At 70.9% G+C, this 18,733-nt stretch carries 18 protein-coding genes; 10 read left to right on the top strand and 8 right to left on the bottom strand.

Features of this window, described 5'->3' with window-relative positions:
- The first annotated feature begins 6 nt into the window (after nucleotides 1-6).
- The 3 genes from AB0M82_RS25750 to AB0M82_RS25740 all read left to right on the top strand — a co-directional run bounded on the left by AB0M82_RS25750 (nucleotide 7) and on the right by AB0M82_RS25740 (nucleotide 2,907).
- Entirely contained in the window at nucleotides 7-1,194 is a 1,188-nt protein-coding gene (locus AB0M82_RS25750; RefSeq protein WP_364726815.1) for a chromosome segregation protein, read from the top strand.
- Between the two features lie 93 nt (nucleotides 1,195-1,287).
- The gene (locus AB0M82_RS25745) at nucleotides 1,288-1,740 is read left to right on the top strand and encodes a universal stress protein (protein WP_364726655.1); all 453 of its coding nucleotides are present in this window, start codon (nucleotides 1,288-1,290) and stop codon (nucleotides 1,738-1,740) included.
- A 3-nt stretch (nucleotides 1,741-1,743) separates the two neighbouring features.
- On the top strand, nucleotides 1,744-2,907 hold the full coding sequence (locus AB0M82_RS25740) for an adenylate/guanylate cyclase domain-containing protein (protein WP_364726652.1): 1,164 nt from the start codon (nucleotides 1,744-1,746) through the stop codon (nucleotides 2,905-2,907).
- Between the two features lie 168 nt (nucleotides 2,908-3,075).
- On the opposite strand, the gene paaE is transcribed toward AB0M82_RS25740, so the two are convergent.
- From paaE to paaZ, 6 genes are all read right to left on the bottom strand, one after another.
- Nucleotides 3,076-4,137 carry a 1,2-phenylacetyl-CoA epoxidase subunit PaaE gene (paaE, locus tag AB0M82_RS25735; protein ID WP_364726650.1) on the bottom strand — a complete coding sequence of 354 codons (1,062 nt, stop codon included), beginning with the start codon at nucleotides 4,135-4,137 and terminating at the stop codon, nucleotides 3,076-3,078.
- A gap of 1 nt (nucleotide 4,138) precedes the next feature.
- Nucleotides 4,139-4,627, bottom strand: coding sequence for a 1,2-phenylacetyl-CoA epoxidase subunit PaaD (gene paaD / locus AB0M82_RS25730; protein ID WP_364726648.1), 489 nt, complete (start codon nucleotides 4,625-4,627; stop codon nucleotides 4,139-4,141).
- Nucleotides 4,621-5,478, bottom strand: coding sequence for a 1,2-phenylacetyl-CoA epoxidase subunit PaaC (paaC, locus tag AB0M82_RS25725; RefSeq protein WP_364726645.1), 858 nt, complete (start codon nucleotides 5,476-5,478; stop codon nucleotides 4,621-4,623). Before paaC ends, paaD begins: the two co-directional genes overlap by 7 nt.
- The gene (gene paaB, locus AB0M82_RS25720; RefSeq protein ID WP_364726812.1) at nucleotides 5,475-5,759 is read right to left on the bottom strand and encodes a 1,2-phenylacetyl-CoA epoxidase subunit PaaB; all 285 of its coding nucleotides are present in this window, start codon (nucleotides 5,757-5,759) and stop codon (nucleotides 5,475-5,477) included. Before paaB ends, paaC begins: the two co-directional genes overlap by 4 nt.
- 68 nt (nucleotides 5,760-5,827) lie before the next feature.
- On the bottom strand, nucleotides 5,828-6,760 hold the full coding sequence (paaA, locus tag AB0M82_RS25715; protein ID WP_364726643.1) for a 1,2-phenylacetyl-CoA epoxidase subunit PaaA: 933 nt from the start codon (nucleotides 6,758-6,760) through the stop codon (nucleotides 5,828-5,830).
- Entirely contained in the window at nucleotides 6,757-8,787 is a 2,031-nt protein-coding gene (paaZ, locus tag AB0M82_RS25710) for a phenylacetic acid degradation bifunctional protein PaaZ (protein ID WP_364726640.1), read from the bottom strand. The genes paaA and paaZ overlap by 4 nt, the downstream gene beginning before the upstream one ends.
- A 166-nt stretch (nucleotides 8,788-8,953) precedes the next feature.
- Here paaZ and paaI point away from each other — a divergent pair, with 166 nt between their 5' ends.
- The 3 genes from paaI to AB0M82_RS25695 are packed head-to-tail and all read left to right on the top strand — an operon-like array spanning nucleotide 8,954 to nucleotide 11,243.
- Nucleotides 8,954-9,379 carry a hydroxyphenylacetyl-CoA thioesterase PaaI gene (gene paaI / locus AB0M82_RS25705; RefSeq protein ID WP_364726638.1) on the top strand — a complete coding sequence of 142 codons (426 nt, stop codon included), beginning with the start codon at nucleotides 8,954-8,956 and terminating at the stop codon, nucleotides 9,377-9,379.
- Nucleotides 9,376-10,653 carry a phenylacetate--CoA ligase PaaK gene (gene paaK / locus AB0M82_RS25700; RefSeq protein WP_364726635.1) on the top strand — a complete coding sequence of 426 codons (1,278 nt, stop codon included), beginning with the start codon at nucleotides 9,376-9,378 and terminating at the stop codon, nucleotides 10,651-10,653. Before paaI ends, paaK begins: the two co-directional genes overlap by 4 nt.
- Nucleotides 10,650-11,243 (top strand): TetR/AcrR family transcriptional regulator, encoded by a 594-nt coding sequence (locus tag AB0M82_RS25695; RefSeq protein WP_364726632.1) that lies wholly within the window; start codon nucleotides 10,650-10,652, stop codon nucleotides 11,241-11,243. Before paaK ends, AB0M82_RS25695 begins: the two co-directional genes overlap by 4 nt.
- Before the next feature lie 4 nt (nucleotides 11,244-11,247).
- Here the strand turns inward: AB0M82_RS25695 and AB0M82_RS25690 are convergent, their stop codons facing one another.
- Entirely contained in the window at nucleotides 11,248-11,559 is a 312-nt protein-coding gene (locus AB0M82_RS25690; protein WP_364726629.1) for a hypothetical protein, read from the bottom strand.
- A 192-nt stretch (nucleotides 11,560-11,751) separates the two neighbouring features.
- On the opposite strand from AB0M82_RS25690, the gene AB0M82_RS25685 reads away from it, so the two are divergent.
- Nucleotides 11,752-12,423, top strand: a complete 672-nt coding sequence (locus tag AB0M82_RS25685) for a helix-turn-helix domain-containing protein (RefSeq protein ID WP_364726626.1) — start codon at nucleotides 11,752-11,754, stop codon at nucleotides 12,421-12,423.
- On the opposite strand, the gene AB0M82_RS25680 is transcribed toward AB0M82_RS25685, so the two are convergent.
- On the bottom strand, nucleotides 12,344-13,399 hold the full coding sequence (locus AB0M82_RS25680) for an AraC family transcriptional regulator (protein WP_364726623.1): 1,056 nt from the start codon (nucleotides 13,397-13,399) through the stop codon (nucleotides 12,344-12,346). The two genes, AB0M82_RS25685 and AB0M82_RS25680, sit on opposite strands and share 80 nt — an antisense overlap.
- Nucleotides 13,400-13,477: 78 nt before the next feature.
- On the opposite strand from AB0M82_RS25680, the gene AB0M82_RS25675 reads away from it, so the two are divergent.
- The 3 genes from AB0M82_RS25675 to AB0M82_RS25665 all read left to right on the top strand — a co-directional run bounded on the left by AB0M82_RS25675 (nucleotide 13,478) and on the right by AB0M82_RS25665 (nucleotide 18,608).
- Nucleotides 13,478-14,575 carry a winged helix DNA-binding domain-containing protein gene (locus AB0M82_RS25675; protein ID WP_364726620.1) on the top strand — a complete coding sequence of 366 codons (1,098 nt, stop codon included), beginning with the start codon at nucleotides 13,478-13,480 and terminating at the stop codon, nucleotides 14,573-14,575.
- 78 nt (nucleotides 14,576-14,653) lie between these two features.
- The gene (locus tag AB0M82_RS25670) at nucleotides 14,654-16,117 is read left to right on the top strand and encodes an NAD(P)/FAD-dependent oxidoreductase (RefSeq protein ID WP_364726617.1); all 1,464 of its coding nucleotides are present in this window, start codon (nucleotides 14,654-14,656) and stop codon (nucleotides 16,115-16,117) included.
- A 91-nt stretch (nucleotides 16,118-16,208) separates the two neighbouring features.
- The gene (locus tag AB0M82_RS25665; protein WP_364726614.1) at nucleotides 16,209-18,608 is read left to right on the top strand and encodes a Tex family protein; all 2,400 of its coding nucleotides are present in this window, start codon (nucleotides 16,209-16,211) and stop codon (nucleotides 18,606-18,608) included.
- Nucleotides 18,609-18,733 lie beyond the last annotated feature (125 nt).

Genomic DNA, 18,733 nt, shown 5'->3' with positions numbered 1-18,733 from the left:
GAGCTTGTGCCGCTGGGAGCCGGCTTCGACGTGGCGAAGCGCGGGTACAACCGAGCACAGGTCGACGAGCACCTCGAACGGCTGGACGCCGACCTGAAAATGCTCACCGCGGACCGGGACGCCGCCATCGCGCAGGCCGGCGACCTGGCCCGCCAGCTGGAAATCGCGCGCGGCGAGATCGCGGACCTGCGCGGGCAGGTCGACCGGCTCGCCCAGCCGCCGACGAGCGTCGAAGGCCTGTCCGAACGGCTGCAGCGAATGCTGCGCCTGGCGCAGGACGAATCGGCCGACACCCGCGCCCGCGCCGAGGCCGAGGCCGGGCACATCCGGGCCAAGGCCGAGACGGACGCCAGCGCCATGCGCGCCCGCTACGAGCAGCTTCTCACCGAGCTCGACCTGCGGCGCAAGGAGATGGAGGCGGAGCACCGCAAGGTGCTCGAGGACGCCCGCGCGCAGGCCAAGGAGATCACCGACAAGGCCGAGGCGGAGCGCACCCGGCTCGACACCGAGTCCTCGGACCGGCGCACGAAGGTCGAAGAGGACTTCGACATCGCGATGGCCTCGCGCCGCACCGAAGCGATGCGGGTGCTGGCCGAGCAGGAAGCGGCGAGCAAGGCCGAGGCCGCGCGTCGCGTCCAGGAGGCCACGCAGGACGCCGCCGACATCCGCGCCAAGATCGTCGAAGAGGAGAAGGCCGCCAAGGCGGACATCGACCGCCGTCAGCGGGAATCGGTGGCGGAGGCGAACAAGCGCCGTCAGGACTCGATCACCGAGGCGAACGCCCGGCTCGCGGAAGCGGCCGACGAGGCGCGGCGCCGCGTGACGGCGGCGACCGAGGAGTCGAACCGGCGGATCACCCAGGCGAACGAGCGGGTCGACGCGCTGCGCAAGGTGCGCGGCGGGCTGGCCGAGCAGGTGCGCGCGGCGCGGGCGGTGCTGGCCGAGGCGCACACCGTGCTCGGCGACGACGTGAAGGTGCCGGCGGAGGTCAAAGCCGACCACGTGACGGACAAAGCAGACAAGCCCGGCAAGCCGGGGACCCAGGACGACACCGAGACGACGGTCCGCGTCACCGACGTCGAAGAGACCATCCGGATCCGCGCCGCCGACGTACCGAAGCGCAAACCGGTCGCCAAGCCCGCGCCGAAGCCGGCTCAGCGGCCGAGCGGAGCGCAGAAAGCGACTGGCGAGTAACCTTCCCTCCGACACGGGCGCGGACGAGCCTGCACGGTCGGTACCGACCGGCTATCGTCCCTGCTCACGCGGGATCACCTGGAGGTTTTGCGCATGGGTGCGGCATATCGGACCGTGGTGGTGGGCACGGACGGCTCGGAGTCCTCGTTCGCGGCGGTGGACCGCGCGGCAGCGGTCGCCGGCGACGCGGGCGCGACGCTCGTCATCGCGTGTGCGTACTACCCGGCCAGCAAGTCCGACGTCGACAAGGCCCAGGACGTCCTCGGCGAAGAGGCATACCAGGTCGTCGGCTCGGCGCCGGCCGAAGACACCCTGCAGTCGGCGCGGGACCGGGCGGCGCGCGCGGGCGCGGAGAAGATCGACACGGTCGCGGTGAAGGGCGACCCGGTCGACTCGCTGCGCAAGGTGGTGCACGAGCGCGAGGCCGACCTTCTGGTGGTGGGCAACCGCGGGCTGAACACGATCGCCGGCCGGATCCTGGGCTCGGTGCCGTCCGAGGTGGCGCGCAAGTCCGGCGTGGACGTGCTGATCGTCCACACGACCTGAGCCGTGGTCGATTCGAGCGAGGAACTTCAGCAGCGGCTCGAACGCGTCCTGCTCGGCGGCAGGCGGAAGTACACCCGGCTCGAGGTGGCGGACAAGGCCGGCGTGCCCGAAGACCGGTCGCGCCGGCTCTGGCGCGCCCTGGGTTTCGCGACGGTGCGTGACGACGAGGTCGTCTTCACCGACGCGGACGTCGATGCCATGCGGACGGCGGACCAGCTGGTGCGGTCGGGGCTGGTCGACCCGAGCATCGAGGTGTCGGTGACGCGGGCGCTCGGCCAGCACCTGTCGCGGCTGGCCGAGTGGCAGGTCGAGATGCTGTGGGCGCTGATCACCGAGCAGCCGGAGCTGGGCCGCAACGAGCGGCAGATCGCCCGGCTCGTCGACGGGTTGCTGCCGGAGCTGGAGCGGGTGCAGAACTTCGTCTGGCGGCGGCACCTGGCCGCGTACGCGGGGCGGGCGCTGGCCGCGTCGGACGAGCACCTCGAAACCCGCACCGAGGTGGTCGGCTTCGTCGACATGGTGGGCTACACGCGGCTGACGCGCCAAATCGACGAGGAAGAGCTCAGCCGGGTGCTCGACGCGTTCGAGCTGCTGACGGCGGAGGTGATCGCCGAGCACCACGGCCGGGTGGTGAAGATGATCGGCGACGAGGTCCTCTTCGTCGCGGACTCGCCGATCGACGCGGCGGAGATCGCCCTGGCACTGACCGAACGCACTTCGGCGGACGAGAGCTTGCCGGCGGTCCGCGCGGGCATGGCTTCGGGCCGCATCCTCTCGCGCTTCGGCGACGTGTACGGATCGGTGGTCAACCTGGCGGCCCGCCTGACGTCGGTGGCGCGCCCGGGCACGATCCTCGTCGACCGAGAACTGGCGGCGGACCTGTCGGAGGAGGAGGCGTACGAGCTCCGCCCCCGACGCCCGGTGACGGTCCGCGGCTACAACCGCCTCCGCCCGGCCGCCCTGCGCCGGGCACGCGAGGCGCCGACCGGGATGTTCGCGAGTTCGCAGCAGCTGGCGGCGGAGATGCTGGGCCTGGCGGAGCCGAGCTCTCGCGACGGGAAGATCACGAGCACCGAGCCTGACGAGGAGACCGCGCCGGCGGACGGGGACAACGACCGCTCCGCCACCGAGTCCCGGCCCCGCCGCAGACGGCGACGCATCCTCTGACCCAGCTGCGAGCGACCAGGGCCAGACTCCCGACCCAAAACATCCCCCACCGCTCCCAGGGGGGCGTCCCCACGTCCAGTCTATCGGCGCCCACTGACCAAAGCCGCCGGAAAGCCGTTGACGAGACTGGCTGTCCACAAGCCGGCGTCCCTGTGGACAACCCCGACCTCAGGCGTCGTAATCGACCGTGATTGTCTCCGAGACCGGGTATGACTGGCATGTCAGCACGAAACCCGCCGCCACCTCCGCCTCCTCCAGGGCGAAATTCCGCCTCATGTCCACCTTGCCCTCCGTCACCCGGGCGCGGCAGGTTCCGCACACCCCGCCCTTGCAGGCGAACGGCAGGTCCGGGCGGAACTTCTGGGCTCCGTCCAGCACCGACGTCGACCGCGGCAATGTCATCGGTGTCGACCGACCGTCCAGGACCAGGGTCACCTCCGACGACTCACCCGCCACCGCCGGATCGAGATGCTCCACCGGGGCCGGGGGCGTGTCCACGTAGAACAGCTCCTGGTGCACCCGCGACGCCGGCACGTCCAGGGATGCCAGCAGATCCCGGGCGCCGGAAACCATCTCGAACGGGCCGCACAGCCACCAATGGTCCACGGAGGACACCGGAACCAGGGAGGAGAACAAGGAACGCAGCTTCGGCACGTCCAGGCGGCCCGTGAACAGCTCCGCCTCGCGGGGCTCGCGTGACAGCACGTGGATCAACTCCAGCCGCGAGGGCGCGCGGTCCTTCAGGTCCGCCAGCTCGTCCGCGAACATCACCGTGTCCGTGCGCCGGTTCCCGTACAACACCGTCACCGTCGCGGTCGAAAACCTGAGCAGGGACGACACGATCGACAACACCGGCGTGATGCCCGAACCCGCCGCGATCAGCACGTGGTGGCCGCCCGTCGACAGGTCCGGGGTGAACGAGCCGGACGGCGGCGACACCTCGATCGTGTCGCCCGGGCGGACGTCGTTCAGCAGCCACGACGAGAACAAGCCGCCCGGCACCAGGCGGACGCCCACCCGCGGTGCCGTGCCCGCCGGCGCGCAGATCGAGTACGAGCGGCGCTCGTCGCGGCCGTCGATCGATCGCCGCAGCGTCAAGGACTGGCCCGGTTTGAACGCGTACTCCGAAGCCAGCGCGGGAGGCACGTCGAAGGTCACCGCGACGGCGTCATCGCACAACCGCTCGATGCCCGCGACCTTCAGGTCGTGGAACCCTCGGGAAAGCGTCACCCTAGATCTCCTTGACGTGCTCGAACGGCTCCAAGCACGAACGGCAGCGCCGCAGCGCCTTGCACGCCGTCGCGCCGAAGCGGGACTGCTCCTCGGTGTCCGCCGACCCACACAAAGGGCAACGAACTGCCGACACCGGTGCCGACAGCGTCAGCGGGATCGGGCCCGACCGCCGCGGCGCCGCGCCCGGCGGGGCGATCCCCGCCGAAGCCAGCTTCTGCCGCCCCGAAGCCGAAATCCAGTCCGACGACCACGCCGGCGACAGCTGGGTCCGGATCTCGACGTCGGCGTAGCCGGCCGAAAGCAGCGCGTGCTCCAAGTCGTCGCGCATGGTGTCCATCGCCGGGCAGCCGGTGTACGTCGGCGTGATCGCGACGACCACCCGGCCGCCGGATTCGGACACCGACCGCAGCACCCCCAGGTCCGCCAGGGTCAGCATGGGCAGCTCCGGGTCGGTGACCGTGGCGGCCACGGCGGCGGCGGTCACCACTTCGCGTCCGGCATCGCCCGGGCGACGCTCTGCAGCTCCGCCAGCACGTACCCCATCCGCTCGGTGTGGACGCCGTCGCGGCCCGTCCGTCCCGAGACCCCGGCGAGCTCACCTGACGAAGGCCGCACCAACGTCGCGGCCGCGAGCGCCTGGTCCAGCACCGCGTCGAACTCCGGCCGCAGCGAAGCCGCGTCCACCAGTTCCACCGGGTGCGTCCGGAACAGTTCCCCGACGTACGGCCAAACCGCGTCGAGGCCTTCCTGCATGCGCGAGTGCGACAGCGGCGTGCCGTCGCCGAGGCGGACCAGCCACTGCGCCGCGTAGTCGCGGTGGTAGGTCACCTCTTTGACGCCCTTGTCCGCGATGGCCGCCAGCACGGGGTCCACCGACGAAACCAGCCGCTGCAGCAACGCCAGCCGCCACGTCGAGAACACGAACAGCCGCGCGATCAGGTGCCCGAAGTGCCCGCCGCCCAGCTCCACGAGCCGGACGTTGCGGAACTCGTTCTCCTCGCGCTGGAACGCGTAGGAGTCCTCCGTGCGTGAAGAACCGTCCGCCTTGCCGGCCCGGGCCAGCAGCAGCCGCGCCTGCCCGAGCAGGTCGAGGGCGATGTTCGCGATCGCGACCTCGTCCTCCAGCTCGGGCGCGTTGGTGCACCACTCCTGCAGCCGGTGCGAGAAGATCAGCGCGTCGTCGCCGAGCATCAGGCAGTAGGCCGCCAGCCGCGCGCCGTCCACACCGGACGGCACCGAAGTGTCCACTCCGGACAGCGGGTCCTCGAAGCCGGTGCCGAACGCCCAGCGGGCGTCGTTCTCCTCGGTCAGCGACTCGTAGACGTTGTCGAAACTCATATGTGCGGCACCTCCTCGGGGATGTCGTAGAACGTCGGGTGCCGGTAGACCTTGTCCCCGCTGGGCGCGAAGAACGGGTCCTTCTCGTCCGGCGACGACGCCGTGATGGCGGACGCGCGCACCACCCAGATCGACACGCCTTCGTTGCGGCGGGTGTAGAGGTCGCGGGCGTGGTGCAGCGCCATCTGGTCGTCGGCCGCGTGCAGCGACCCGACGTGCACGTGGTTCAGCCCCCGCTTGCCGCGGACGAACACCTCGTACAACGGCCAGTCGTGCTTGATCGGCCCCGGGGCGGCGGGGACGCCTTCCAGCGGGACGGCGCCGTGGCCACCTTCGGCGGTCAGGTCGCTCACTTGCGCTCCTTCTTTTCGGCGTGCGCCACGGCGGCTTCCCGCACCCAGGCACCTTCGTCGTGCGCGCGGCGCCGGTGGGCGATCCGCTGCGCGTTGCACGGGCCGTTACCCTTCAGCACGTTCTTGAACTCGTCCCAGTCGACGGCGCCGAAGTCGTAGTGCCCGCGCTCGGCGTTCCACGCGAGGTCGGGATCGGGGAACGTGACACCCAGCGCGTCAGCCTGCGGCACCGACATGTCGACGAAGCGCTGCCGCAGCTCGTCGTTGGTGTGGCGCTTGACCTTCCACGCCATCGACTGCGCGGTGTTCGGCGAATCGGCGTCCGGCGGGCCGAACATCATCAGCGACGGCCACCACCAGCGGTTCACGGCCTCCTGGACCATTTCCCGCTGCTGGTCGGTGCCCTTCATCATCGTCATCAGCAGCTCGTAGCCCTGCCGCTGGTGGAAGGACTCCTCCTTGCAGATCCGGATCATCGCCCGCGCGTAGGGCCCGTAGGAGGACCGGCACAGCGGCACCTGGTTGCAGATCGCCGCGCCGTCGACGAGCCAGCCGATCACGCCGACGTCGGCGAACGTCAGCGTCGGGTAGTTGAAGATCGACGAGTACTTCTGGCGGCCGGTGATCAGCTTGTCGGTCAAATCCGCCCGGTCCGCGCCCAGCGTCGCCGCCGCGGAGTACAGGTAGAGCCCGTGGCCGGCCTCGTCCTGCACCTTGGCCAGCAGGATCGCCTTGCGCCGCAACGACGGCGCCCGCGTGATCCAGTTGCCCTCCGGCTGCATCCCGATGATCTCGGAGTGCGCGTGCTGCGCGATCTGCCGGATCATCGTCTTGCGGTAGCCGTCGGGCATCCAGTCCCGCGGCTCGATCCGCTGGTCGCGCTCGATCGTGTGCTCGAAGTGTTCCTCGAGCGAAGCCACAGCGGTCACGGCTGCTCCTTCGAAACCAGGGTCAGGACGTCGTACTTGGCCACGGACTCGCCGTCGCCGTTGGTGACGTCGGCGTCCCAGCGGACCTCGCCGTACTCCTGGTCGATCCGCGGGGTGATCTGCTTGGCGGTCAGGGTCACGGTCAGCGAGTCGCCGACCTTGACCGGGGTGAGGAACCGCAGGTTCTCCAGGCCGTAGTTGGCCAGCACCGGGCCCGGCTCGGGCGAGACGAACAGCCCCGCCGCGAACGACACGACGAGGTAGCCGTGCGCGACGATCCCGCCGAACAGCGGGTTCGCGGCCGCCGCCGCGGGGTCGGTGTGGGCGTAGAACGTGTCGCCGGTGAACTCGGCGAAGTGGTCGACGTCGGACTGCGTGACCGTGCGCGGCCCGGCGACGACCGAGTCTCCGATGCGCAGCTCCGCCAGGGACTTCCGGAACGGGTGGACGTCGCCTTCGGTGCGCGGGGCCCCGGTCACCCAGCGGCCGGTGACCGCGCTGAGCACGGCCGGCGAGCCCTGCACGGCGGTGCGCTGCATGTGGTGCAGCACCCCGCGGACGCCGCCCATCTCCTCGCCGCCACCCGCGCGGCCCGGCCCGCCGTGGACCAGCTGCGGCATCGGCGACCCGTGCCCGGTCGACTCCTTCGCGTCGTCGGCGTCCAGCACCAGCAGGCGGCCGTGGAACGGCGCCGCGCCGAGGACGACCTCGCGGACGAACTCCTGGTCCGCTGACACGACCGACCCGGCCAGGCTGCCGCCGCCCCGCGCCGCGAAGTCGACGACCTGCTCGGTGGACGTGTACGGCATGAGCGTCGAGACCGGGCCGAACGCCTCGACCTCGTGCGGCTCCGACCGCTCCGGGTCGGCCTTGAGCAGCACCGGCGAGAGGAACGCGCCGCGTTCGGCGTCGGCGTCCACCACCTCGACGTGCTCCGGGTCGCCGAACACGACGCTCCCGGCGTCCAGCAGCGCCTTCAGCGACCGCCGGACCTCTTCGCGCTGCTCCAGGCTGGCCAGCGCGCCCATCCGGACGCCCTCGGCGGCCGGGTTGCCGACCGTCACCTTCGCCAGCCTCGCGGACGCGGCCTCGGCGACGTCGTCGAGCAGCGAAGCGGGCACGAACGCGCGTCGGATCGCGGTGCACTTCTGGCCCGCCTTGACCGTCATCTCGGTGACCAGCTGCTTGACGAACAGGTCGAACTCCGTGGTGCCCTTGACCGCGTCCGGGCCCAGGATCGAGCAGTTCAGCGAGTCGGCTTCGGCGTTGAACCGGACGGCGTTGCGGATGATCGCCGGGTGCGCCCGCAGCTTCTGCGCCGTGGACGCCGATCCGGTGAACGACACGAGGTCCTGCGCGGTGACGTGGTCGAGCAGGTCGCCGACACTGCCCGCGACGAACTGCAGCGAGCCCTCGGGCAGGATGCCGGACTCGATGATCAGCTCGGCCAGCCGCGCGGTCAGGTAGGCCGTCTGGCTCGCCGGCTTGACCAGGCTCGGCACCCCGGCGAGGAACGCGGGCGCGAACTTCTCCAGCGGACCCCACACCGGGAAGTTGAACGCGTTGATCTGGACGGCGACCCCCCGCAGCGGGGTCGCGATGTGCTGCGCCACGAACGTCCCCCCGCGCGAAAGGGGCTCGACGTCGCCCTCGACGTAGACGGTGTCGTTCGGCAGCTCGCGCTTGCCCTTCGAGGCGTAGCTGAACAGGACGCCGATGCCGCCGTCGATGTCGAACTTGGAGTCGCCGAGCGTGGCGCCGGTCTTTGCCGAGAGCGCGTACAGCTCGTCGCGGTGCTCGCGCAGGTGCGAGGCCAGCGCCTTGAGCAGCGCCGCACGCTGGTGGAACGTCAGTTCGCGCAGCGCCGGGCCGCCGACAGTGCGGCCGTACTCCAGCGCGGCCGCGAAGTCGACGCCCGCCGACGAGATCCGGGCGACCTCCTCGCCGGTGGTCGCGTCGTGCAGCGGGACGCCCCCGTCCGCCGCCGTGTGCCAGCTCCCGGAGACGTAGCTGCGCAGCAGTGCCATCAGGTCCCTCTCGCCGAATTACCTACCGGACGTTCAGTTAATCGCATGGTAGCCGCCGGACCCGAAGATCGGAAGGGCCGGACGCTTGACACCGGCGCCGACCACTGCCTTTACTGAGCGACACCGCGAGGTGACCGTCCATTCGGTCAGTGAGGACGGAGGGTGCATGACCAACGCCGCGCACACCATGTTCGCCGCGGACGAGGCTTCGCGCGCGCTGGGCATCGAACTCGCCGAAGCGAGCGACGGGCGGGCCGTGGCGCGGATGACGATCACCCGCGCCATGGTGAACGGGCACGACATCGCGCACGGCGGGTACGTCTTCCTCCTGGCCGACACCGCGTTCGCCTGCGCCTGCAACACCCGCGGCCCGGTCACGGTCGCCGCGGGTGCGGAAATCTCCTTCGTCGCGGCCGGCCGGCTCGGCGACCGGCTCGTCGCCACGGCCACCGAGCGCACCCGCTACGGCCGCAACGGCATCTACGACGTCACCGTGCACCGGGAGACCCCCGATCGCCCGGAGGCCATGGAAGTCATCGCCGAATTCCGCGGCCGCAGCCGCGCCCTCTCCGCTGAGCGAGGCGACACATGATCGAGGCGAACATCGGCGCGGACGAACTCGCCGCCCTCCAGCTGGAGCGGCTGCGGTGGACGCTCGGGCACGCCTACGCGAACGTTCCGGCGTACCGGAAGAAGTTCGACGAGGCCGGCGTCCACCCGGACGACTGCCGGGAGCTGGCCGACCTGGCGAAGTTCCCGTTCACCACGAAACAGGACCTGCGCGACAACTACCCGTTCGGCATGTTCGCCGTGCCGCAGGACCAGGTGCGGCGCATCCACGCCTCCAGCGGCACCACCGGCAAGGCCACCGTCGTCGGCTACACCGAGCAGGACATCGACACCTGGGCGACGGTGATGGCCCGCTCGATCCACGCCGCGGGCGGGCGGCCGGGGCACAAGGTGCACGTCGCCTACGGCTACGGCCTGTTCACCGGCGGGCTCGGCGCGCACTACGGCGCGGAAAAGCTGGGCTGCACGGTGATCCCGGCGTCGGGCGGCATGACGGCGCGGCAGGTGCAGCTGATCACCGACTTCCAGCCCGAGGTCATCATGGTCACGCCGTCGTACATGCTGACGCTGCTCGACGAGTTCGAGCGGCAGGGCGTCGACCCGCGGGAAAGTTCCCTGAAGGTCGGCATCTTCGGCGCCGAGCCGTGGACCGAGCGGATGCGCGCCGAGATCGAGGAGCGGTTCGCGCTCGACGCCGTCGACATCTACGGGCTGTCCGAGGTGATGGGCCCGGGGGTCGCGCAGGAGTGCGTCGAGACGAAGGACGGCCTGCACATCTGGGAGGACCACTTCTACCCCGAGGTGATCGACCCGTACAGCGAAGCCGTGCTGGGCGGCGGCGAAACCGGCGAGCTGGTGTTCACGTCGCTGACCAAGCAGGCGCTGCCGATCATCCGCTACCGGACCCGCGACCTCACCGCGCTTTCGCCGGGGACCGCGCGCCCGGCGTTCCGGCGGATGGCCAAGGTCACCGGGCGCACCGACGACCTGATCATCCTGCGCGGGGTCAACGTCTTCCCGACGCAGATCGAGGAGATCGTGCTGCGCACGGCCGGGCTGAGCCCGCACTTCCAGCTCGTCCGGTCCACACGCGGCCGGCTCGACCACCTGACCGTGCGGGTCGAAGCGCGCCACGACGCGGCGGCTCCCGAGCGAGCGCGCGCGGCGGCGTCGCTGGTCTCGGACGTCAAGGACGGCGTCGGGGTGACGGTGTCGGTCGAGGTCGTCGAACCGGAGACCCTCGAGCGGTCGATGGGCAAGATGCGGCGGATCGTCGACGAGCGGGAAAAGCCGTGACGGCGCCGCGGCGCGGACGTCCCGGCTACGACCTCGAATCACTGCTGCAGGTGGCGGTGAAGCTGTTCAACGAGCGCGGCTACGACGGCACGAGCATGGAGGACCTCTCCCGGAAGCTCGGCATCACGAAGTCGGCGATCTACCACCACGTGCCCAGCAAGGAGGAACTGCTGCGGCTGTCGGTGGACCGGGCCCTCGACGGGCTGTTCGCCGTCGCCGAGGAGACCGCCCGGCTCGACGGGCGCGCGATCGACCGGCTGGAGCACCTGGTGCGCGGCAGCGTGCTGGTGCTCACCGAGCGGCTGCCGTTCGTGACGCTGCTGTTGCGCGTGCGCGGCAACACGAAGGTGGAGCGCGCGGCGCTGGCCCGGCGGCGCGAGTTCGACCGGCTGGTCACCGATCTGGTGAAGCAGGCCGAAGCGGAGGGCGACGTCCGCCCGGACGTCGATCCGGCGGTCACGGCACGGCTCGTCTTCGGCATGGTCAACTCCCTGATCGAGTGGTACAAGCCGCGGCGGGGATCGTCGGCGACCGAGGTGGCGGACGCGGTGTGCAAAGTGGCCTTCGAGGGGTTGCGCACGGGGTCGTGAGTGGTCAGTCCTCCGCGGTCTGCGGCGGGCGCCCCGCCTGCCACAGGAGCGCCTCTCGCAGTTGCTCGATCAGCCGTTCGTCGTCCGCTTCGGACGGATCGACGCCGAGCGGGATCCAGCGTTCGGAGACCTTCGACCCCTGGTCGTAGCCGATGATCACGATGCCGGAGTAGGACAGGGACGCTTCGTCCGCGCAGTCGCCGTCCGGCAGTGATTCGTCCGCTTCGAAGCCGTCGTCGAAGCTGATGTGGCGATGCTGCAGGCGGACGCTCACCCAGCGGCCGGCCGGCCGGATCGGCACGCCTTCTTCGCTCATCTGCTCCTACCCCGGTCGACGGCCCCTTGCCGTCTCTCGTCGCATCCGGGTCCCGGGAAGTTACCGACGGGTTGTTCCGGTTGCGTAACGACAAAGGTTGCCGCGAAACATCGACCATCCGCCATCGGCACACTTTTGACACTGGGTCAACTACTTGTTGACAGGGTGCCGGTCCCCGGCGAGGCTGGGCGGATGACCAGTGGCACCCGGCCCCGGCGCCGCCGGCTCGAACCGGCCGAGCGGCGGGCGGAGATCCTCGCCGCCGCCCGGCACCTGTTCGGCACGGAGAGCTACGCCTCGGTGTCCACTTCGGACATCGCCGAAGCGGCGGGGGTGGCGCGCCCGCTGATCAACCACTACTTCGGCGGGAAACGCGAGCTGTACCTGGAGGTGGTGCGGCAGCTGATGATCGTGCCGGCCCCGGTCACCGAAGCGCTGCCGGACACCACGATGGAACAACGGCTGGCGATCGGCGTCGAGCGGTGGATCGAAGTCGTGGACCGCAACCGCGACGCCTGGCTCACCGTGATCGGCCCGGAGGCCGCCGGCCGCGACCCGGAGATCGAGCGGATCATGCTGGAGGCCGACGAGACCGCCGCCGACCGGGTCCTGGAGGCCGCGCTGATGACCGGCGTGACCGAGGGCCGCGAAGAGCTGCGCGCGATGATCCGGTCGTACGGCGGGATGCTGCGGGCGGCGTCACGGGAATGGCTCATCCGCGGCACGCTGGACCGTGCGGCGCTGCGCACCTTCCTCACCGATTCGATCCTCAACCTGCTGAAAGTCACCTACCCGGCGGTGCTTGCCGGGCGGCACGGAAGCGACGGGCGAACGCCGCCGGCGTCATCCCCGTCCAGCGCTTGAACGCGTAGATGAAACTCGACGCCTCCGCGTACCCGAGCCGGCAGGCGACGTCCTCGACCGACAGCACACCGAGGTCGAGCAGCTCCTCGGCGAGCGCCTGGCGAACCTCGTCGACCAGCGCGCGGTAGCTGGTGCCGGCCTCGGTCAGGCGGCGCCGCAGCGTGCGCGTGCTGAGCGTCAGCCGGCGGGCGATCTCGTCCATCCCCGCGTCGACGCCGCCGAGCCGGACGAGGCGTTCCCGGACCTGCTGGGAGATGCCCGAGCGCTGCCGTTTGCGCGCGACGAGCGCTTCGCACTGCGCGGCGCAGAGCGCGACGGTCTGGTCGTTGGCCTGCGGCAGCGGCCGCGTGAGCAGCGCCGGGTCGAGCGTCGCGCGGCACGCGCCGGCACCGAACCGCGGCAGCACGCCGAACGTGGCCAGGTAGGGGTCCGGTGTGGACGACTCGTGCCGGAAGCTCAGGTCGTCCAGCGCGATCTCCGGCAGCAGGTCGCGCATGACCGTGAAGATCGCGGCCAGGTCGCGGAGCACGAGGAACCGGGCGACGTCGGCAGGCACGCGGCTGTCGTCGAGCTCCAGCGTCAGCCGGTCGTCGCCGACCACGACGTGCGGGATGCAGAACGCGAAGCTCAGGTCGAAATAGCGCAGGGCGAACAGCATCGCGTCGCGCAGCGTCGGGCTGCTGATGCAGGCGAAGCCGAAGATGCCGAAGGTGGTGACGCGGTAGCGGCGCCCGAGGTCCAGCGCCGCCGCGTCCGAACCGTCCAGCCCGGCCAGTGCGCGGACGACGGCCAGCTCCTGGCGCGCGTCGACCTGGACCGCCGGGTCGGCGAGGAGGTCCGGCGAGAGCGTCGTCGCGGCGAGCAGCCGGTCCGCGGCCAGCCCGCGGTCGGCGGCGAACCGGGTCATCAGCTCGATGCTCCCGGTGCCGCGGGGGAAGTCCCAGTCCCCGACGGCGGGCGCGGCGAGCTCGGCCATGGCCGGAAGTATGGATCACGGGCCGATGTCGTGCAATCGAGGACCGGAACTGTCCTGGGTGATCGTTAAGGTGACGGCGTGGAGACCTTGAGCCGACGGGCGTTGAACCGCGCGACGCTGGAGCGCCAGCTGTTGCTACGCCCCGCGAAGATGTCCGCCTACGACGCGGTGGAGCACCTGGCCGGGCTTCAGGCACAGGCGCCGTTCCCGCCGTACTACGCGTTGTGGGCCCGGCTGCACGGCTTCCGGCCGGAGGAGCTGGCGGGGCTGCTGGAGAGCAGGCAGGTGGTGCGGATCGCGCTGATGCGCGGCACCGTGCACCTCGTGACGGCGGCGGACGCCCTGGCCTGGCGGCCGGTGGTGCAGGTCATCTACGACCGCGACCTGAAGCAGAACGCGCAGCACGCCCGGGAAATCGCCGGGCTGGACCACGACGTCGTCGCCGGGGCGGCGCGAGAGCTGCTTTCGCGCGGTCCGCTGTCGACCACGGCGCTGGGCACCGAACTGGCGCGGCGCTGGCCGGACGTCGCCACGGCGTCCCTGACGCAGCTGGCCCGCGGCAAGCTGCCGCTGGTGCAGGTGCCCCCGCGGGCCATCTGGGGCAAGGCCGGGCAGACGACGTACGCCTGCCTGGACGAGTGGGCCGGCGCACCGCTTTCCCCGCCGTCGCCGTCGGCGTTGATCGCGCGGTACCTGCGCGCGTTCGGCCCGGCGTCGGTGGCCGACGTCCAGGCGTGGGCGGGCATCACGCGGCTGGGCGAGGTGGCCTCGGAGATGGACCTGCGGCGGTACCGTGGCCCGGACGGCCGCGAGCTGCTGGACCTGCCGGAGCTGACCCTGCCGGACGAGGACGTCCCGGCGCCGCCCCGGCTGCTGGGGCCGTTCGACCAGATGATCCTGTCGTACGCGGACCGGACGAGGATCATCTCCGACGAGTACCGCAAGCGGGTGATCACGCAGAACGGCCTGGTCAAGGGCACGGTGCTGGTGGACGGGACCGTACGGGGGTTCTGGGAGATCAAGACTTCGCGGAAGGCGGCGGTGGTGGAGCTGTCGCCGTTCGAGAAGCTGCCGAAGCGGGATCTGGCGGCGTTGGAAAGCGCCGCCGGGCGGCTGATGAGCTGGGCACGGCCGGACGCGGAAACCCAGGAGGTCCGGCTGTTGCCGGTGACGTGAGCCGTTGGCCGGGATTCTCGATCGGGTGACCGTTCGTGCCCTGTTGTCACAGGGGCCGGGTGGGTAGCTTCGTGAACCATGACTGGTACGGCGAAGGGGCCGTCGGTGCTGATCGTGGGGACCGGCTTCGGCGGCATCGGGACGGCGATCGAGCTGAAGCGCGCCGGGTTCACCGACTTCACGCTCCTGGAAAGCGCGGCCGAGCCCGGCGGCGTCTGGCGGGACAACACCTACCCCGGTGCCGCGTGTGACATCCCGTCGCCGCTCTACTCCTTCTCCTTCGAACCGAATCCGCGCTGGCCGAAGCGGTTCTCGCACCAGCCGGACATCCTGGCCTACCTGCGGCGCGTCATCGCGAAGTACGGTCTCGAGCCGCACATCCGGTACCGGACCGAGGTCACCGGGGCCGCCTTCGACGAGGAGCGGGGCGTCTGGCGCGTCGAGACGCGGAGCGGCGAGACCTACGAGGCCGACGTTTTCGTTCCCGCTGTCGGACAGCTTTCGCGGCCCGCGCTGCCCGGCATCCCGGGGCGGGACAGCTTCGCCGGGGACGCCTTCCACTCGGCGCGCTGGGACCACGGCGTCGAGCTGACCGGGAAACGGGTCGCCGTCGTCGGGACCGGGGCCAGCGCCATCCAGTTCGTGCCCGAGCTGCGGAAGCACGCGAAGCACGTCACGGTCTTCCAGCGCACGCCGCCGTACGTCCTGGCGAAGGCCGATCCGAGCTACCGGCGGTGGCAGCACTGGCTGTTCGAGCACCTGCCGGCCACGCAGCTGCTCGGCCGGCTGCGGATCTTCCTGCTCGCCGAGTACGCGACGTACGCGATCACGCGGCACCCCGCGCTGGCGAAGATGTTCGAGCTGCGGACCGCCCAGCTGCGCCGCCGCCACGTCAAGGATCCGGAGCTGCGCGCGAAGCTCGAGCCGGCCTACCCGCTCGGCTGCAAGCGGATCCTCTTCTCCAACGACTACCTGCCCGCGCTGGCGCGGCCGAACGTCGACGTCGAGACGCGGCGGATCAGCGCGATCACCGAAACCGGCGTGCGGGTCGAGGACGGGACCGAGCTCCGGGCGGACGTCCTGGTGTACGGCACCGGGTTCGCCGCGACGGACTTCCTCGGCGGGCTGAAGGTGCTCGGCCTCGGCGGCCGGTCGCTGCACGACGCGTGGTCCGGCGGCGCGCGGGCGTACCTGGGCATCACCGTGCCCGGGTTCCCCAACATGTTCTGCGTCTACGGGCCCAACACGAACCTCGGCGCGGGGTCCATCATCTACATGATCGAGCGCCAGGCACGCTACATCCGGCAGGCGGTGGAACAGCTCGCGCGTCCCGGTGTGTCCTATGTGGACGTGCGGCCGGAGGTCGAGGAGCGCTACGACGCCGAAGTGCAGAAGCGGCTGGGCCGGAGCGTGTGGAGTGCGTGCACGAGCTGGTACCGGCAGGCCGACGGCCGGGTGACGACCAACTGGCCGGGCCTGGTCACCGAGTACGACCGCCGGACCCGGCGGCTGGACCTGCGCGACTACCGGGTGGTGGCTTGACGGAGGCCCACGGCAGCCCCATCCGAGAGTCGGGGCGGCCGAAACGGCAGAATGTGAGGATCGGATCCAGGCGAAGCGGGAGCGTGTAGCAGTGAGCGTGTCGGTCGAGCAGAAGATCGCCGAAGAACTGGGCGTGCGCGAAGGACAGGTCAAGGCCGCCGTCGAGCTGCTCGACGGCGGTTCGACCGTGCCGTTCATCGCGCGTTACCGCAAGGAAGTCACCGGCATGCTCGACGACGCGCAGCTGCGCACGCTCGAGGAACGGCTGCGCTACCTGCGCGAACTCGACGAGCGCCGGCTCGCCGTGCTCGAATCGATCCGCAGCCAGGGCAAGCTCGACGAAACACTGGAGGCGCAGATCCTGGCCGCGGACACGAAGTCGCGGCTCGAGGACATCTACCTCCCGTTCAAGCCGAAGCGCCGCACGAAGGCGATGATCGCGCGCGAGGCGGGGCTCGAACCCCTGGCCGACGGCCTGCTCAACGACCCGTCGACCGACCCGCAGGCCGCGGCCGCGGTGTTCGTCGACGCGGACAAGGGCGTCGCGGACGCGCAGGCGGCCCTCGACGGCGCCCGCGCGATCCTCGTCGAGCGCTTCGCCGAGGACGCCGACCTCATCGGCGACCTGCGCGAAAAGATGTGGGGCCAGGGCCACCTCGTGGCGAAGGTCCGCGCGGGCAAGGAGGAGGAAGGCGCCAAGTTCGCCGACTACTTCGACTTCTCCGAGCCCTACACCAAGCTCCCCTCGCACCGCATCCTCGCGATGCTGCGCGGCGAGAAGGAGGAGGTCCTCGACCTCACGATGTCGCCGGACGAGCCCACCGACGAGCCGCAGATCGGGCCGACCGACTACGAGACGCGCATCGCCGCCAAGTTCGGCATCACGCAGCAGGGCCGCCCGGGCGACAAGTGGCTGAACGACACCGTGCGCTGGGCGTGGCGGACCAAGATCCTCCTGCACCTCGGCATCGACCTGCGGATGCGGCTGCGTCAGGCCGCCGAGGACGACGCCGTCCGCGTGTTCGCGTCCAACCTGCGCGACCTGCTGCTCGCCGCGCCCGCCGGCACCCGCGCCACGATGGGCCTCGACCCGGGCTTCCGCACCGGCGTCAAGGTGGCCGTCGTGGACGCGACCGGCAAGGTCGTCGACACCCACGTCATCTACCCGCACCAGCCGGCGAACAAGTGGGACCAGTCGATCGCCGAGCTCGCGGCGCTCGCGGCGCGGCACAAGGTCGACCTGATTTCGATCGGCAACGGCACGGCGTCGCGCGAGACCGACAAGCTCGCGATCGAGCTCATCAAGAAGCACCCCGAGCTGAAGCTGACCAAGGCGATCGTGTCCGAGGCGGGCGCTTCGGTGTACTCCGCGTCGGCGTTCGCTTCGGCGGAACTGCCGAACATGGACGTCTCGCTGCGCGGCGCGGTCTCGATCGCGCGGCGGCTGCAGGACCCGCTGGCCGAGCTGGTGAAGATCGACCCGAAGTCGATCGGCGTCGGGCAGTACCAGCACGACCTGTCCGAGGTTTCGCTGTCGCGCTCGCTCGACGCGGTGGTCGAGGACTGCGTGAACGCCGTCGGCGTCGACGTCAACACCGCGTCCGCGCCGCTGCTGACCCGCGTCTCGGGCATCACGACCGGGCTCGCGGAGAACATCGTCGCCCACCGCGACACGAACGGGCCGTTCCGCTCGCGGATGGCGCTGAAGGAGGTCGCGCGGCTCGGGCCGAAGGCGTTCGAGCAGTGCGCGGGCTTCCTGCGCATCCCGGACGGCGACGACCCGCTCGACTCGTCGGCGGTGCACCCGGAGGCGTACCCCGTGGTGCGGCGGATCCTCTCGGCGACCGGCACGGACATCCGCTCGCTGATCGGCAACACCCGCACGCTGTCTTCCGTCCGGCCGACGCAGTTCGTGGACGAGAAGTTCGGTCTCCCGACGGTGACGGACATCCTGGCCGAGCTGGACAAGCCGGGCCGCGACCCGCGCCCGGCGTTCAAGACGGCGACGTTCGCCGAGGGCGTCGACAAGATCTCGGACCTCAAGCCGGGCATGCGGCTGGAGGGCGTGGTGACGAACGTGGCGGCGTTCGGCGCGTTCATCGACGTGGGTGTGCACCAGGACGGTCTGGCGCACGTTTCGGCGCTGTCGAAGAACTTCGTGAAGGACCCGCGCGAGGTCGTGAAGCCGGGTGACATCGTGAAGGTGAAGGTGCTCGACGTCGACGTGCCGCGGAAGCGGATCTCGCTGACACTGCGCCTGGACGACGAGCCGGGCGCGCCGTCTTCCCGCGGTGGTGGCGGCGGCGGTGGTCGTGACCGTGGCCAGGGTGGTGGTGGCGGCGGTGGTCAACGCCGCGGGGGCTCGGGTGGCTCCGGTGGCGGCGACCGGCGCGGTGGTGGCGGTGCCGGTGGCGGCGGCCGGGGTGGCAACTCCGGTTCCAGCAGCGGCGCGATGGCGGAGGCGCTTCGCCGGGCCGGGTTCGGCAAGTAGAGCTCAGTCGCTGAAGGCCGGGAATGGCACATTGAGGGACTCTATGTCCCTCAATGCGACATTCACGGCCTTGGGCGAGCACCTGAAACCGGGCCAATCGGGCCTGGTGAGGCCGCCGGGATGCG

Origin of the sequence: Amycolatopsis sp. NPDC051128, from assembly GCF_040682715.1 — a bacterium.
Lineage (GTDB): Bacteria > Actinomycetota > Actinomycetes > Mycobacteriales > Pseudonocardiaceae > Amycolatopsis.
Note: the sequence above shows the minus strand (reverse complement) of the source record. Positions and strands in the feature narration are given on the sequence as shown.